The following is a 15,931-nucleotide window of genomic DNA, read 5'->3' as shown; positions in this document are numbered from 1 at the left end:
CCCCCGTCAGAGCGGTACGAGGTCGTCGGCGTGCACCACGGGTCGCTGCATCTCCGGCGGTAACTCGGTTGTCGACTTCCCCAGGATGTCGTTGATCTCGGTGGAGTCGTAAGCCACCACGCCCCGCGCTACGGGACGCTCCTCGGGGCCGAGCAGGGAAACCACGTCGCCGCCGTAGAACCGGCCCGAAACGGCAGTAATTCCCGCGGGCAGCAGCGACCGCCGCTTGGTGACGACGGCACGAACCGCGCCCTCGTCGATGTGGAGGGTTCCCTGTTCGTCCGCGGCATGCCGCACCCAGAACTTGCGTGCGGACAGCCGGGTGGGCCGGGCCGCGAAAGCTGTTCCCACGCCGGCGTCCTGCAGCGCCGCATCCGCCTCCGACGCTGCCGCGAGCAACACCGGCACACCGGCATCCGAGGCGAGACGGGCCGCGGACAGTTTGGACGCCATACCGCCCGTCCCGAGGGCACCACCCGAACCTGCGACCACTCCGTCGAGGTCCTCGGGGCTGTTCACTTCCGGGATCAGGGTGGCGTTCCCCTTGCGTGGATCGCCGTCGTAGAGGCCGTCGACGTCCGACAACAGGATGAGTGCGTCGGCACCGACCAGGTGCGCCACGAGCGCAGCGAGGCGGTCGTTGTCACCGAACCGGAGTTCGGCGGTGGCGACGGTGTCGTTCTCATTGACGATCGCGACGGCATGCAGAGCCCGCAGACGGTCCAGGGTCCGCTGGGCATTGCGATGCTGCGCACGGCGCGCGATGTCGTCGGCGGTGAGCAGCACCTGTCCCACGGTCCGGCCGTACCGGGAGAAGGACGTTCCCCAGGCGTGGGCCAGGGCCAGCTGCCCGACACTTGCGGCGGCCTGCTTGGTGGCCAGGTCGCGGGGTCGCCGCGTGAGGCCCAGCGGCGCCAGACCGGCGCCGACGGCACCGGACGACACCACGATCACGTCGGAGCCGGCACGCATCCGTGCCTCGATTGCGTCGGCCAGCGCATCGAGGCGACCCACGTCGAGGCCGCCGACCAGGCTGGTCAGCGCCGACGATCCGATCTTCACGACAATGCTGTCGGCCGACGCAATCGTGCGCCGGGTGGCGCTCACTGCTCTTCGGGGTCGAGGCCTTCGAGACCGCGACGGATCCTGTGTGCGTGCTTGCGCTCCGACGCGCCGATACGTTCCACCTGATCGAGGCGTGGGTCGGTACCGCGGCCGGTGCGAGTGAGATCGATACCTGCGGGCGTCTGAGGTTCCCAGTCGAAACTCACGTCACCGATCGTGACGGACGCGCCGGGTTCGGCTCCCTGCTTGACGAGGGCGTCCTCCACTCCGAGTCGAGCGAGACGGTCGGCCAGGTAACCCACAGCCTCGTCGTTGTCGAACTGGGTCTGCCGCACCCAGCGCTCGGGACGTGTTCCCCGCACGATGAAGCCGCCGGGCACCTCCGGGTCGGCTGTAACGCTGAAGCTGTTGTCCTTGTTGGCAATCGGGCGAATTACGGGCCGCTTGGGGACTTCCGGCGGATGCGCCGTGCGGTACTCCTCGACGAGTTTCGCCAGGGCGAAGATCAGCGGACGCAATCCTTCGCGGCTCACCGCGGAGATCGTGAACACCGGCCAGCCGCGAGCCTCGAGGTCGGGGGTGACCATCTCGGCCAGCTCCGCAGCTTCCGGAATGTCCGCCTTGTTGAGGACCACGATGCGAGGACGATCAGCGAGGTCACCGAGGCTGGCGTCACTGGACAGCGCGGGTTTGTAGGCCGCGAGCTCAGCTTCGAGGGCGTCGATGTCGGAGATCGGGTCACGACCGGGGTCGAGGGTCGCACAGTCGACGACATGCGCCAGCACAGCACAGCGCTCGAGGTGGCGCAGAAAGTCCAGCCCCAGGCCACGGCCCTCGCTCGCCCCGGGGATCAACCCGGGCACGTCGGCGACGGTGAAGGTGGTGTCACCGCTGGACACGACACCGAGGTTGGGGACGAGAGTGGTGAACGGGTAGTCGGCGATCTTCGGCTTTGCCGCCGAGAGCACGGACACGAGGGAGGACTTGCCGGCCGAGGGAAAGCCTACGAGCCCGACGTCGGCGACAGACTTGAGTTCGAGGACGAGCTCGCGTTCGACGCCGTCCTCACCGAGTAGGGCAAAGCCGGGCGCCTTGCGTGCCTTGGAAGACAGCGCGGCGTTTCCGAGCCCACCACGCCCACCCTGGGCGGCCTCGAACCGGGTGCCGATACCGATGAGGTCGGCGAGAACCTTGCCGTTCTCGTCGAGGACGACGGTGCCGTCGGGGACCTTCAGAACGAGGTCTTCACCTTGGGCGCCGTCCCGGTTACTTCCCATCCCCTGCTTGCCGTTGGTGGCCTTCGCATGGGGATGGAAGTGGAAGTCGAGGAGGGTGTGGACATTGCCGTCCACCTCGAGCACCACGTCACCGCCACGCCCGCCGTTACCGCCGTCCGGGCCGCCGAGCGGCTTGAACTTCTCCCGGTGTACGGATGCGCAGCCGTTGCCGCCTTTGCCGGCGCTGACGTGCAGCACGACGCGGTCGATGAATCGGGACATGACTGCCGGATCCTTCCTCAGTCAATAAATGAACTCTGAAAAAAACAATAGGGGCGGACCGGGTATCTCGACCCTGGTCCGCCCCTATTCGGGAGCTTGGTACGTCCTATGTCAGGACGGTACATACTCGCGGCAGGACTAGGCCTCTGCCGCCGCCGGAACGATGTTCACGGTCTTGCGTCCACGCTTGGTGCCGAACTCGACGGCACCGGCGGAGAGAGCGAAGAGCGTGTCGTCGCCGCCACGTCCGACGTTGACGCCGGGGTGGAAGTGGGTTCCGCGCTGACGCACCAGGATCTCGCCGGCGCTGACGGACTGACCGCCGAAGCGCTTCACGCCGAGTCGCTGTGCATTTGAATCGCGCCCGTTACGGGAGCTGGATGCACCCTTCTTATGTGCCATGTTTCTTGACCCTCCTCGGGTGAAATCAGCTCTGAAGCTCTAGTTACTTGATACCGGTGACCTTGAGGACCGTCAGCTTCTGCCTGTGGCCCTGACGCTTGTGGTAGCCGGTCTTGTTCTTGAACTTGTGAATGCGGATCTTCGGGCCCTTGGTGTGCTCGACGACCTCGCCGGTGACCGAGATGTTGGCCAGCTTGTCGGCGTCGGTGGTCAGATCGGATCCGTCGACGACGAGAACGGGAGCAAGCGAGACAGCAGTGCCGGGCTCACCCTCGATCTTCTCGACCTTGACGAGGTCACCAACAGCGACCTTGTACTGCTTTCCGCCGGTCTTGACGATCGCGTACGTTGCCATCGGAGGGCTACCCCTTGCTTCTTCGAACTTGCTCGCGCCACGAAGTGCGCGACTGGTCTGTTGGTACGGCTAGCTCGGTCGAGATCGCGCAGCCTTCACAAGTGAAGGCACAGCTGACCCTTATCGCCGAGTAGCGACTGGTCAAGGTTACAGGAAGGCAACCGTTCCATACAAACTGGGCGGATTGCCTTCCCGCAGCCTCTGATCAGTTGTCGGCGTCGACCGGCGGACCGGCGGGACGCGCCGCTGCGCGACGACGCTGCCTTCGAGGCGCAGGCTGCACACCCGTGCCGGTGGGCGAGGAACCGGCGGACCCGCTCGGTGCCGATGAGGACATCGCCGGTTCCGGAGTTGATTCCGGAGCCCTCTCCGACTCCGACTCCGACTCCGACTCCGACGAGGCAGGAATCACGAAGACGGTGCCCGCTGCCGGGGTTTCGGACACCGGTGCCGCCGCTGCCCTCGACACTCGGCGACTACGACGCCGCTGCGGAGTCACAGGTCCGGATGTCACAGCAGGTTCCGGCGCGAGAGCAGGTTCCGGCGTCACAGGCTCGACCACGGGTTCCGGTGCCGTCACCGCTTCGCCGGCGGCGGCCGCCGGTGCCTCGGCAACGGCTTCTCCGATTCCGGCCAGGTCCGCCGTGGGCGCCCCTTCCGTCGTGTGCTCCGCCGCGGTGGAACCGACGAACGGTTGCTCCGTAGCTTCGGCGGCCTCCGCGGCCGGAGCATCCATCTGCGCCGCCTCGACAGCACGCGCGTCGTGCACAGCCTCGTCACGCGCGTGGTGCGCTGCCGTTTCGCGCGGCCCCTCGGGCGCTGCCGCGTCCTCGTGATGGTGGTGCGCCATCGCCAGAGCCACCGGATGCGCCCGCTTCACGGTGGCATCCACGGCCGGGACGACAGCCTCCTGCGGGGGCGTCGGCGACACATCGGCACCGGAGGACTTGTCGCGACCGCGCTTCTTGCGGGAGCCGCCGGCGTCGCCGCGGGAGGACCCGCGTGCCCCGTTGTCCTCGGAGACCTTCGCGTCGATCGGCTCGGCGTGGACGATGATTCCTCGTCCGTGGCAGTGCTCACAGGTGGTGGAGAACGCCTCGACGAGGCCGGTACCCAACTTCTTGCGGGTCATCTGCACCAGGCCGAGGGACGTGACCTCCGACACCTGGTGGCGGGTGCGGTCGCGGCCCAGGGCCTCGGTGAGACGCCGCAGCACCAGGTCCCGGTTCGATTCGAGCACCATATCGATGAAGTCGACGACGATCATGCCGCCGATGTCGCGCAGGCGCATCTGCCGCACGATCTCCTCGGCGGCTTCGAGGTTGTTACGAGTGACGGTCTCCTCGAGGTTGCCGCCGGCACCCGTGAACTTGCCGGTGTTGACGTCGACCACGGTCATGGCCTCGGTGCGATCGATCACGAGCGTGCCACCCGACGGCAACCACACCTTGCGGTCCAGCGCCTTGGCCAGTTGCTCATCGATGCGGTGCGCTTCGAAGACGTCGACACCGTTGTGCCCGGTGTGCTGCTCGAGCCGCGGCAAGAGGTCGGGAGCCACGGACTTGATGTAGGACTCGACCGTCGACCACGCCTTCTCACCCTCGATGACGAGTTTGGAGAAGTCCTCGTTGAACAGGTCGCGAATCACCTTGACCAGCAGGTCCGGCTCCTCGTAGAGGGCCTGCGGGTTCCCGGACTTGCCGGCGTCCGCCTTGGCGGCCTGCTCTTCGATTCCCGCCCACTGCTCCTGCAGACGGGTGACGTCACGCGCCAGCTCTTCCTCGCTCACACCTTCGGAGGCGGTGCGGATGATCACACCGGCGTCCGCCGGAACGATGTCGCGGAGGATGTCCTTGAGGCGCTTGCGTTCCGTGTCGGGCAGCTTGCGGCTGATTCCTGTGGAGGTGCCGCCCGGCACATACACGAGGAATCGGCCGGCAAGGCTGATCTGCGTGGTCAGCCGCGCACCCTTGTGCCCGACCGGATCCTTGCTCACCTGCACGAGGACCTGGTCGCCCGGCTTGAGCGCCTGCTCGATCTTGCGGGAGTTTCCGCCGAGCCCGGCGGCCTCCCAGTTGACCTCACCCGCATACAAGACGCCGTTACGGCCGCGGCCGATGTCGATGAACGCCGCCTCCATGCTGGGCAGAACGTTCTGGACGCGTCCGAGGTACACGTTCCCGACCATGGAGGCCGACGCGGACGTGGTCACGAAGTGCTCGACGAGAACTCCGTCCTCGAGAACCGCAACCTGTGTGGTGGCGTGGGGCTGCCCGGTAGCGATCCGGTCACGGACCACCATGACGCGGTCCACCGCCTCGCGGCGAGCCAGGAATTCGGATTCGGTGAGGATCGGCGGGCGACGGCGGCCGGCATCGCGACCGTCGCGGCGACGCTGACGCTTCGCCTCGAGTCGTGTCGACCCGGTGATGCCTTGGACTTCGTCCTTCGCCCGGCTCTTGTTGCGGGGTTCACGCTCGTGGACGACGGTGTTGGGCGGATCGTCCTCGGAAACGCTCTCGCCGGAAGCATCGGTACCCGACTTGCGCCGACGACGGCGGCGACGGCGACGGCTCGAACCGTCCGAGTCGGCGTCGCCGGACTCTTCGTCACCGGTCTGATCCACGTCCGTCTCGTCCGACTCCGCGGCCTCGGCCGGCTCCTTCTCGGCTGCGTCGGCGGATTCGCGGGCAGGCTTGTCGGCGGTCGTCTCGTCCCCCGCCGTCTCTTCCCCTGTCTGCTCGACCGTGTCGACAGAGTCCGAGGACTCGGTGTCGGAGTCGGTCTCGGTGCCCTGCTCGTTCTGCTGCTCGCCGCGGCCACGGCCACGGCCGCGACGTCCCCGGCGGCGGCGCCGCGGCTGGTCGCCATCGGCATCGGCATCGTCGGATTCGGCTTCTGTGGTTCCGGTGTCGGCGGACCGTGCGGGCTCAGCGGGGACGTCCCGCTTCTCGGGGGCGGGTTGCGCCTGCTCGGAAGCGGCGTCCGGCGTTCCGGCGTCCCGGCGGCTGCGACGACGACGCGGCGTCTCGACCGCAGCGGGGTCGGGCTGCAGGAACAACGGAACCTGCGCGACGGCGGGAGTGGTCTCGGGGGCGGGCTCCGCGGCGGGGGCTTCGACCTCGTACGCCGAGGTCGTGAACAGGTCGCGGCCGAGTTCCTTCTCAGCCCGTACCTGGTCGGGCGCGCTCGCCTCGGGTGCGGCGTCCTCGACTGCCGCCGCCGGCTCGGCTGCAGCTACCGGCTCGGCCTCGACGACCTGATCGGCTTCAGCTGTCGGCTCGGCTGCAGCTACCGGCTCGGCTTCGACGGCCTGCTCCGGTTCGGAAACGGCCTGTTCAGCGGCGACTGCCGGTTCTGGTTCAGCCGCCTGCTCGGGCTCAGGAACGGCCGGTTCTGCCTCGACCACCGGCTCAGGGACGTCGGTGGGCGCGAACGCTGCGTACACGCGCTCGGCTACCTCACGTTGAAGACTGGACTGCGCGCTGCGCAGTTCGGTTCCGAGGGCCGCAGCCTCGGCGAGAACCTGCTTGCTGGTGACGCCCAGGATCTTGGCCAGAGCGTGGACGCGCATCTTTTCCGGAAGAACAGGAACCGTACGTCCTGCGCTGTCGGCGTTCGGTTCTGAATTTGTGGGCGGCGCTTGATCGGCCACGTAGTCTCCTCAGCCCCCGGGCGCGTCCACTCCCCTGTCTGGGAATGTCACGCGGCCACGCGAGGGCGCAGTGTGTGTACTCGCGCCACTGCTGTGAGCGCGAGATTGTCTGGTCTCGCTCCACACGGCGCATGCAGTGTCCGTTTTCACTGCACATCCATGTAGTGCCTTGCGGATGGCGGGAGTCCGCGACGCGAGCGCCTGATCATCCAGCTTGCCGATACGCCCAGGTACTTCCTGTTGACGTAGGGGCAGCGATGAAGGGCATCGAGCCGAGGTGTCATCCGGTCGAAGCCGCGTGAAGCACAATTTGCGGTTCAACCGCCCTCAGTATCCCACACGTGTGCCGCACTCCGTGCCAGCGGCGCACCGATCCGTCTGCAACACGTTCTGACGGACGCCACGCCGCGGCGCGGGAAGCATTGGTCAGCGTGAGGCGAGGTGCGGGAACCAGAGGGCGATCTCCCGCTCGGCCGACTCGACCGAGTCGGAACCGTGAACCAGATTGTGCTGGGCTTCCAGCCCGAAGTCGCCGCGGATCGTTCCCGGCAACGCCTTCTCCACGGGGTCGGTGCCGCCGGCCAGCTGACGGAACGCTGCGATTGCCCGCGGACCCTCGAGTACCGCCGCGACGAGCGGTCCCGAGGTGATGAACTCGAGCAGGCTCGGGTAGAATGGACGTCCTTCGTGTTCGGCGTAGTGGGTTGCCGCGACGTCGGTGGGTGCGGTGCGCATGTCGAGCGCAGAGATCGTCAAACCCTTCCGCTCGATCCGACCGAGGATTTCTCCTACATATCCGCGGGCAACAGCATCGGGCTTGATCAGTACAAGGGTGCGCTCAGTCACGGCGGACAGCCTAAATGGTCAGTCCCGTTGCCCAGGAAGCAGGCCCCGCTCCATTCTTTCTCGGACATTCTTCCGAAAGTAGAGAAGGTATCCCCACAGGATGGCGAAGACCACGCCGACCGCGCCGATCGACACGTGCACGAAGAAGCCGAAAAGGAGCGCGACCTGCAGCAAGAGGTTGTAGGTCATCGCCCAGGACCGGCCTTGCAGGCCGGCTCCGAGGATCATCAGCACGGCGAGGCCCACCAAGTAGGAACCCGACACCCAGGTGATTCCACCACCCACGGTGGCGACGACGGGCAGGGCGAGCAGCACGACGATCGCTTCGAGAACCAGCGATCCGGCGACCACACCGCGGAAACCTTTCCAGGGATCCTTGGCCGGCGGGCCGAAGTCCGGGGCACTCGAATCTGGCTCGCTCACGCTGGGTCCTTTCCGAAGAGGGTGCGGGCCGAACCGGCGGTCACCACGGATCCGGTGACCACCACGCCCGCACCCGATACTGCCTCACCCGGTTCCGCAACTTCCTCGGCCAGACCGATGGCTGTCTCCAGCGCATCCGCAAGAGTGGGAGACACGACGACGCGCTCGTCACCGAATTTCGCGACCGCCCGATTAGCGAGGTCCTCGACGTCCATGGCTCGAGGCGAGCCGTTGTGGGTCACCACAAGTTCGTCGAAAACGGGCTCCAGCGCGGCGAGGATGCCCTCGACGTCCTTGTCCCCCATGACGCTGACGACCCCGACGAGCTTGCGGAAGTCGAACTCGGCGGTGAGCGCCGCGGCGAGCGCCCGTGCGCCGTCGGGGTTGTGGGCGGCGTCGAGGAAGACGGTGGGGGCGCTACGCACACGCTCGAGGCGACCGGGGTTGACCACCGAGGCGAAGGCCGCCCGAATCGCCTCCTGATCGAGTTGGCGGTCGGGGCCGGCACCGAAGAACGCCTCGACGGCAGCCAGTGCGAGAGAGGCGTTGCGCGCCTGATGTTCTCCGTGTAGTGGCAGGAAGATGTCCGTGTACACGCCGCCGAGGCCCTGCAGTTCCAACTGCTGACCCCCGACGGCGATCTGCCGCGCCAGGACAGTGAATTCGGCCCCTTCCCGAGCCACGGCAGCGTCGACCTCCACGGCTCGACGCAGGAGCACGTCCATGACCTCGGGCGTCTGCTCGGCGATGATGGCGACCACGTCGCGCGGCACGAGGGCATCCTCGCGACCCTTCTTGATGATCCCGGCCTTCTCCGCGGCAATTCCGGCGAGATCGTCACCGAGATACTCGGCATGGTCGAGGCTGACAGGTGTGATCACGGCGACCTCGCCGTCGATCACATTCGTCGCGTCCCAGCGTCCGCCGAGACCCACCTCCACCACGGCCACATCGACCGGCGCTTCGGCGAAGGCCGAGTAGGCCATCGCGGTGAGTACTTCGAACTTGCTCATCCGCGGCCCACCCGCAGCTTCCGACTGCTGGTCGATCATCTGGACGTAGGGTTCGATCTCGCGGTAGGTGTCGACGTACCGCCGGGGTGACACCGGACGCCCGTCGATACTGATCCGCTCCGTGGCGAGCTGCAGGTGGGGACTGGTGGTGCGTCCCGTCCGGCGGTGCAGTGCGGTCAGCAGGGCGTCGATCATCCGCGTCACCGACGTCTTGCCGTTGGTTCCGGTGACATGGATAGCGGGGTATCCCCTGTGTGGCGAACCGAGCACGTCCATCAACGCTGCGATGCGAGTGAGAGAGGGTTCGATCTTCGTCTCGGGCCAGCGTTTGTCGAGTTCCGCCTCGACCAATGCCAGTTCGGCGAGGTCGACCGGGCTGACTTTCTCCGGTGTGGAGTCGGGCGAGGTCACGCGCCTTCCAGCTCCTTCAGTCGCTTGGTGATGCGTTCGATCTCTTCGGTGGCGATTTGCCGACGGGTGCGGATCTTCTCCACGACAGCGTCGGGAGCCTTCGCCAGGAAGGCCTCGTTGGACAGCTTTGCGGCAGTGCCCGCGAGTTCCTTCTCTGCCGCAGCGAGGTCTTTCTCGAGCCGGGCCTTCTCCGCGCCGAGGTCGACGTTTCCGGAGGTGTCGAGGTCGACGGTGACGGTGCCCTTGCTGAGGCGCACCTCGACGGACGCCGATACCGCGAAACCCTCCTCCGGCGCCGTCAGCCGTGCCAGCGACGTGATGGCGGCGACCTGGGTGTTCAGGTCCGCCTCCACGATGCCGCTCACGCGGGCAGGCACGCGCTGCGAGGGCTTGAGCCCCTGATCACTGCGGAAACGGCGCACCTCGGTCACGAGGCGCTGCATGTCCTCGATGCGCTGGGCTGCAACCGGATCCGCCGCCGCGCCGGTGCTCTGCGGCCATTCTGCGACAACGACGGATTCACCGCCCGTCAGCGCCTTCCACAGCGTTTCGGTGACGAACGGGATCACCGGATGCAGCAGCCGGAGCACAGCGTCCAGCACGGTGCCCAGAACGCTTCGGGTGGTCTCGGCAACGGTGTCGTTGTCGGCGAACTGCACCTTGGCCAACTCGAGATACCAGTCGCAGACCTCATCCCACGCGAAGTGGAACAGCGCCTCGCAAGCCTTGCTGAACTCGTAACGGTCGAAAGCTGCATCGACCTCGCCGCGCACCTGCTCGAGACGGTCGAGGATCCACCGGTCGGCGTCGGTCAGCTCCTCACGATCGGGAAGCGGAGCGGGCGCAGCGCCGTTCATCAACGCGAACTTGGTCGCGTTGAACAATTTGGTGGCGAAGTTCCGCGACGATTGCGCGTGATCCTCACCGACAGAAAGGTCACTGCCGGGGTTGGCACCGCGGGCGAGAGTGAAGCGGAGCGCATCGGCGCCGAAGCGGTCGACCCAGTCGAGGGGATCGATACCATTGCCCCGCGACTTCGACATCTTCTTGCCGAACTGGTCTCGGACGAGGCCGTGCAGGAAAACGTCCTCGAACGGAACCTGCGGGCCGGACTTTCCGGCCGCAAGGGCTTCGTCCTCCGACACGTAGGTGCCGAACATCATCATCCGCGCCACCCAGAAGAACAGGATGTCGTACCCGGTGACGAGAACGCTGGTGGGATAGAACTTTTCGAGCTCGGGGGTCTTCTCCGGCCAGCCCATGGTCGAGAACGGCCACAGTCCGGACGAGAACCAGGTGTCGAGAACATCGGGATCCTGCTCCCAGCCCTCGGGTGCGTTCTCGTCGGGCCCGAAGCATTCCACCTGACCGTCGGGTCCGTACCAGATGGGAATCCGGTGGCCCCACCACAGCTGGCGCGAAATGCACCAGTCGTGCATGTCGTCGACCCAGGCGAACCATCGCGGCTCCTGGCTCGTCGGGTGGATCACGGTGTCGCCGTTGCGCACCGCATCGCCGGCCGCCTTCGCGAGGGACTCGACCTTCACCCACCACTGCAGCGACAGGCGCGGCTCGATGGACTCACCGCTGCGCTCCGAATGGCCGACACTGTGAAGGTAGGGGCGCTTCTCGGCGACAACGCGGCCCTGCTCGGCCAGCGCCTCCCGCACCTTGACCCGCGCCTCGAAACGATCGAGTCCGTCGAATTGAGTTCCTGTGTCGGCAATTTTGCCGGTCTTGTCCATGATGGTCGGCATCGGCAGGTTGTGCCGAAGACCCATCTCGAAGTCGTTGGGGTCGTGCGCCGGGGTGATCTTCACTGCGCCGGTACCGAATTCGGGATCGACGTACTCGTCCGCGATGATCGGGATGTCGCGCCCCGTGAAGGGGTGCTCGAGCGTCGTTCCGATCAGGTGCTTGTACCGCTCGTCGTCCGGGTGGACGGCCACGGCGGTATCACCGAGCATCGTCTCCACGCGGGTGGTGGCGACCACGACGTGCGGTTCGTCGTCGTTCAACGAGCCGTAACGAAGCGACACCAGCTCGCCCTCGACGTCCTCGAACTTCACCTCGATGTCGGAGATGGCGGTCTGCAGCACGGGCGACCAGTTGACGAGACGCTCGGCCCGGTAGATGAGTCCGTCGTCGTACATCCGCTTGAACATGGTCTGGACGGCCCGGGACAGTCCCTCGTCCATGGTGAAACGGTCGCGACTCCAGTCGACGCTGTCACCGATGCGGCGCATCTGCCCACCGATGGTTCCGCCGGACTCGCGTTTCCAGTCCCACACCTTTTCGATGAAGAGTTCGCGGCCGAAATCTTCCTTCGTTTTGCCGTCGGCGGCGAGCTGCTTTTCCACCACGCTCTGGGTGGCGATGCCGGCGTGGTCCATGCCGGGCAGCCACAACACTTCGTAGCCCTGCATGCGCTTGCGGCGACTCAGGGCGTCCATCAACGTGTGGTCGAGTGCGTGACCCATGTGCAGACTGCCGGTCACGTTGGGCGGCGGCAGCACGATGGAGTAACCGGGCTTGCTGCTGGAAGGATCCGCACGGAAGTAACCGGCGTCTACCCAGCCCTGATACAGGTCGGCCTCGACGGAGCTGGGATCCCAGCTCTTCGGGAGGGCATCGGCGCGGTTCTGGGAATTTTCGGGAGCTGCACTGGTCACCCGTCGAGTCTAGTGAACGCGGACGCGGCCCTCGAACGTGCGGGCCGCCGAGAGCGACCGACAGCGGTGTAGGGCTGCCGACTGCTGCTCTCTACCGGTCGCTGAACAGTGTGAGGTGAATCTCGGTTGCCGTGGGATGGTGGGCGTCCACGGACTGCGCCGGCTCGTCGCCCTCGTCTCCACGCGGGAGAGGCGTGGTTCCGGCGGGCGGGTGCTGCTCGGAGAAGAGCTGCACATGCTGGTTGGTCAAGGTTTCCTCCGGTTCGTCTGCCGTAGCGGGCCGCGGCAGTTCCGCTGATTGAAGCGGGTGGGGGCCGTGTACACATCTCCGGGTTTCCGAGATTCGGTCCGGCCTCTATGTCGAGTATGCCCCCAACTCGCTGCGGACCGCGCAGTTGACGCTGCAACACGCGCACCAATCGTTCGCTACGACCGCTCGGCGTCCCGCTTTGCGATCGCAAGCTGCATTTCCCAGCCTCGGGAATTGTCGTCGAGAGCGGCAGCCCGTCGTTCTGCACTCGCATACAGTGCGTCGAATCCACTCTCGACGACCCGCAACATCGTGCCGTCGCGGTGCTCGGACAGGAAGAATTCGACCAGCGTGGAGTTGCCGTCGTTCAGGGGCGTACCAGGCTCGTCTCCCCCACGGAACGAGACGTAGTGCGGAGCGTCGGCCCGGACGGGCAGAACGGGGAACCGTCCGTACGGCGGGTATTCGACCACGTAGACGTCGCCTTCCCGAACGATGGTGCGTGCACTCGGGTCTCCGTCACCGATGAACCAGCCGGGCTCGCTCACCAGCCGGTACACCCGCTCCACTGGGGCCGCGATGAAGATTTCGCGTTCGATCCGGTCGGTCGACACCTCGGAAGTGCTCATGATCATCCTCACCTCGCCGCATATGTGCTACCCCAGGGTTGCACATCGATCGCCGTTGCGCAACCCACTGGTTGCACAGAGGGCGAGGTGTCGGGGGTCCTTCAACGGAAAACCGCACCGCACCCCCGAACGGCGGTGCGGTGCGGTTCCCGAAGCAGTGTCAGCTGAAGTGAGCCAGCAGGGCGTCACGCTGGCGATCACCCAGGCCACGAAGGCGCCGAGTCGGGGCGATCTCGAGGTTGGCCATGATTTCCTGAGCCTTGACCTTGCCGATCTTGGGCAGAGCCTCGAGGATGGCGCTCACCTTGGTCTTGCCGATGATGTCATCCACGTCGGCCTTGGACAGGACCTGCTTGAGAGTGACGTCACCCGACTTGAGCTTGCCCTTCAGTTCTGCACGCGCACGTCGAGCGGCTGCGGCCTTCTCGAGAGCTGCGGCCCGCTGTTCGTCAGTGAGCTGGGGAAGTGCCACGATGTCTCCTTCATTTCGGGGTGCTTATCGAACACCGTAGCGAGAGAATCGCTACTTCACGTCATCCAGCCGACGTGTCGCACGTCGTGTCCGAATTGTCCACCTGCCTCTCGACGCCTCGGCGAGAGGGCCCTCGGAGGATTTCCGGGCCGATCATCCGAGGATTTCCGGCAGGGGTGCCTCTTCGCCGAGAACATGTTCGGACAGGAACGACAGCACCACCTGGTACCAGATCTTCGCGTTCTGCGGGCTGAGGATCCAATGGTTCTCGTCCGGGAAGTACAGGAAGCGGTGCGCCGTGCGGCCCTCGTCGTCGGCGGGCAGCCCCGACTCCGAGAGCAGTTCGTACCACAACCGCAACCCGTCGCCGATGGGAACGCGGAAGTCCTTGTCGCCGTGGATCACCAGCATGGGCGTCACGATGTCGGCGACGTAGAGGTGCGGTGAATTCTCCACGGCCATCTCGGGAGTCATCTCCCGCTGCCAGTACCAGGCGGCGTCCGTGGTGGGTCCGAACTGGTCCAGCGCCCACAGGCTCGCATGGGTGACGATCGCCTGGAATCGGTCGGTGTGCCCGGCGATCCAGTTGGCCATGTATCCGCCGAACGATCCGCCCATCGCTGCCGTACGCTTGTCGTCGATCTCGGGCAGTGCCACCGCCGCATCGGTGATCGCCATGAGGTCGGTGAACGGCGCCTTGCCCCACTGCCCCCAGCCCCGCTGCACGAACTCCTGTCCGTATCCGGTGGACAAAGCCGGGTCGGGCAGCAGCACCGCGTAGCCGCGTGCCACCAGCAACCACGGGTTCCAACGCCACGACCACGTGTTCCACGAACCCAGCGGTCCGCCGTGCACCCACAACACCAACGGGACGGGTGCGTGCGCGGACGCGCCGTTCGGCAAGGCCAGCCAGGCTCGCACCGGCACCCCGTCGTCCGCGGTGGTCTCGACCTCGGTCAGCGTTCCGGGAAGCTCGGGGGAATCCTGCGGCGCCTGCAACACCGTGACCGCGCCCGTGGCGAGGTCGACGCGCACCGGGTGGGGCGGAGCCGCGTAGGACGCCCGCAGGGCGAACACCGCGGATCCGTCCGGGGCCACGTGGATATCGGTGTAGGCGTAATCATCCGTCGTCACCCGCATCGGTTCCGCACCGCCGCGGACAACGAAGAGAGGGGCGCGGCCGTGGTCGTCGGCCGTCAGCACCAGCCCCGAGCCGTCGGGTAGCCACTGCACGGAAGTGGCCCAGCGGTCCCAGCCCGGTGCCACGTCCGCCACGGTTCGCGTCTCGAAGCTATAGCGGTGCAGCGTGAATCGAGGTGCACCGTCCGGAGTCGCGTGCGACTCCCTGCTGAAGACCACGTACTCGCCGCTGGGCGAGATCACCGGATTCGACAGGTCGGCGGCGGGATCGTCGACGAGTGTCGTCCGATTCCCTGTCTCGGTATCGATGCGCATGAGGATCGTCCGGATGGAGGCGGTCGGACCGGGAACCGTCCAGGACGTGACGACGAAGGTACCGTCCTCGCTCAGCGCGTAGTTCGCTTCACGCAGTGCAGGGCCGGGCATGGATGTGAGGTCGACGAGGTCGGTTACCGCCTCGTCCTGCGACGCGTCGCCCAGCGTCCCGGACAGCAGATGGGGAACGTCGGGTCCTAGGTCGTGGTCCCAGTACCGGATCGGGTAACCGGAGTGCAGGATCGCGGACACCTTCTTGTCCTTGCGCTCGGAGCGCAGGCGCTCGTCCTCGTCCTTCTCCCCCGACCGTGCCAGCACGCCGGTGGTCACGACGAACCGCGGAGCACACCGCGCCGCCCGCACCCCGGTGATCCCACCACCCCGGTGAGCGATCACGGCCGCCTCACCACCGCCCACGGGTAGCCGCCACAGGGATTCGGGCAATTCCTCCTCGTCCTGCGTCGGCCGCGAGGACGTGAAGAGGAGGTCACCGTTGCTCGTGAACGCCGGATTGGTTTCACCGGTCCGCCCTCGTGTCAGTCGACGTGCCGCCCGTTCCCCGGTGGGATCGATCTCCCACAGCGCCGTGACGTATTTGGTCGCTTTCGCGTCGAGTGTCGACTGCGCGACGACGACACGGCGCCCGTCCGGGGACAGCACCAGGCCGGCCAGGCGGCCGAGAGCCAGATAGTCGTCGAGATCGTCGAAAGGAGTTCCGGCATGGAGTTCAGGGATCGCGGTCACGGTTCGTTGGTACCACGGACGCGCCGCGTGTCGTCGGACA

Annotated in this window: 13 protein-coding genes; all 13 read right to left on the bottom strand. The window is 66.5% G+C overall.

All coding sequences use genetic code 11. The annotated features are described in order from the left end of the window. Window positions 1-6: 6 nt before the first annotated feature. The 13 genes from proB to R4P95_RS18815 all read right to left on the bottom strand — a co-directional run bounded on the left by proB (window position 7) and on the right by R4P95_RS18815 (window position 15,891). Complete coding sequence (proB, locus tag R4P95_RS18875; RefSeq protein ID WP_213572566.1) at window positions 7-1,107, bottom strand: glutamate 5-kinase; 1,101 nt, start codon at window positions 1,105-1,107, stop codon at window positions 7-9. Continuing rightward, entirely contained in the window at window positions 1,104-2,564 is a 1,461-nt protein-coding gene (obgE, locus tag R4P95_RS18870; protein WP_317746287.1) for a GTPase ObgE, read from the bottom strand. The genes proB and obgE overlap by 4 nt, the downstream gene beginning before the upstream one ends. A gap of 138 nt (window positions 2,565-2,702) precedes the next feature. Next, the gene (gene rpmA, locus R4P95_RS18865) at window positions 2,703-2,966 is read right to left on the bottom strand and encodes a 50S ribosomal protein L27 (RefSeq protein WP_005248077.1); all 264 of its coding nucleotides are present in this window, start codon (window positions 2,964-2,966) and stop codon (window positions 2,703-2,705) included. 43 nt (window positions 2,967-3,009) lie between these two features. Then, a complete protein-coding gene (gene rplU / locus R4P95_RS18860) occupies window positions 3,010-3,321 on the bottom strand; it encodes a 50S ribosomal protein L21 (protein WP_109328917.1) in 312 nt (103 codons plus the stop codon). A gap of 205 nt (window positions 3,322-3,526) precedes the next feature. After that, on the bottom strand, window positions 3,527-6,976 hold the full coding sequence (locus tag R4P95_RS18855) for a translation initiation factor IF-2 N-terminal domain-containing protein (RefSeq protein ID WP_317746288.1): 3,450 nt from the start codon (window positions 6,974-6,976) through the stop codon (window positions 3,527-3,529). A gap of 426 nt (window positions 6,977-7,402) precedes the next feature. After that, window positions 7,403-7,822, bottom strand: coding sequence for a nucleoside-diphosphate kinase (gene ndk / locus R4P95_RS18850; protein ID WP_213572569.1), 420 nt, complete (start codon window positions 7,820-7,822; stop codon window positions 7,403-7,405). Between the two features lie 18 nt (window positions 7,823-7,840). Then, window positions 7,841-8,245, bottom strand: coding sequence for a DUF4233 domain-containing protein (locus tag R4P95_RS18845; RefSeq protein WP_109328911.1), 405 nt, complete (start codon window positions 8,243-8,245; stop codon window positions 7,841-7,843). Continuing rightward, window positions 8,242-9,669 carry a bifunctional tetrahydrofolate synthase/dihydrofolate synthase gene (gene folC, locus R4P95_RS18840; protein WP_213572570.1) on the bottom strand — a complete coding sequence of 476 codons (1,428 nt, stop codon included), beginning with the start codon at window positions 9,667-9,669 and terminating at the stop codon, window positions 8,242-8,244. The genes R4P95_RS18845 and folC overlap by 4 nt, the downstream gene beginning before the upstream one ends. Further along, window positions 9,666-12,341 carry a valine--tRNA ligase gene (locus tag R4P95_RS18835; RefSeq protein WP_317746289.1) on the bottom strand — a complete coding sequence of 892 codons (2,676 nt, stop codon included), beginning with the start codon at window positions 12,339-12,341 and terminating at the stop codon, window positions 9,666-9,668. The genes folC and R4P95_RS18835 overlap by 4 nt, the downstream gene beginning before the upstream one ends. 91 nt (window positions 12,342-12,432) lie before the next feature. After that, complete coding sequence (locus tag R4P95_RS18830; RefSeq protein ID WP_213572572.1) at window positions 12,433-12,591, bottom strand: hypothetical protein; 159 nt, start codon at window positions 12,589-12,591, stop codon at window positions 12,433-12,435. Between the two features lie 176 nt (window positions 12,592-12,767). Further along, window positions 12,768-13,226 carry an SRPBCC family protein gene (locus R4P95_RS18825; protein WP_317746290.1) on the bottom strand — a complete coding sequence of 153 codons (459 nt, stop codon included), beginning with the start codon at window positions 13,224-13,226 and terminating at the stop codon, window positions 12,768-12,770. A gap of 154 nt (window positions 13,227-13,380) precedes the next feature. Then, the gene (gene mihF / locus R4P95_RS18820; RefSeq protein ID WP_109328903.1) at window positions 13,381-13,692 is read right to left on the bottom strand and encodes an integration host factor, actinobacterial type; all 312 of its coding nucleotides are present in this window, start codon (window positions 13,690-13,692) and stop codon (window positions 13,381-13,383) included. A gap of 153 nt (window positions 13,693-13,845) precedes the next feature. Next, a complete protein-coding gene (locus R4P95_RS18815) occupies window positions 13,846-15,891 on the bottom strand; it encodes an alpha/beta fold hydrolase (protein WP_317746291.1) in 2,046 nt (681 codons plus the stop codon). Between the last annotated feature and the right edge of the window lie 40 nt (window positions 15,892-15,931).

It is taken from the genome of Rhodococcus sp. IEGM 27 (genome assembly GCF_033142305.1).
Taxonomy (GTDB): domain Bacteria; phylum Actinomycetota; class Actinomycetes; order Mycobacteriales; family Mycobacteriaceae; genus Rhodococcus_F; species Rhodococcus_F oxybenzonivorans.
This window is presented reverse-complemented; position numbering and strand designations above follow the sequence as displayed.

What these genes read in the sequence shown, in the direction of transcription:
- obgE (WP_317746287.1), bottom strand. Translation starts at nt 2,564, where the DNA reads ATGTCCCGATTCATCGACCGCGTCGTGCTGCACGTCAGCGCCGGCAAA.
- rpmA (WP_005248077.1), bottom strand. Translation starts at nt 2,966, where the DNA reads ATGGCACATAAGAAGGGTGCATCCAGCTCCCGTAACGGGCGCGATTCA.
- rplU (WP_109328917.1), bottom strand. Translation starts at nt 3,321, where the DNA reads ATGGCAACGTACGCGATCGTCAAGACCGGCGGAAAGCAGTACAAGGTC.
- R4P95_RS18825 (WP_317746290.1), bottom strand. Translation starts at nt 13,226, where the DNA reads ATGATCATGAGCACTTCCGAGGTGTCGACCGACCGGATCGAACGCGAA.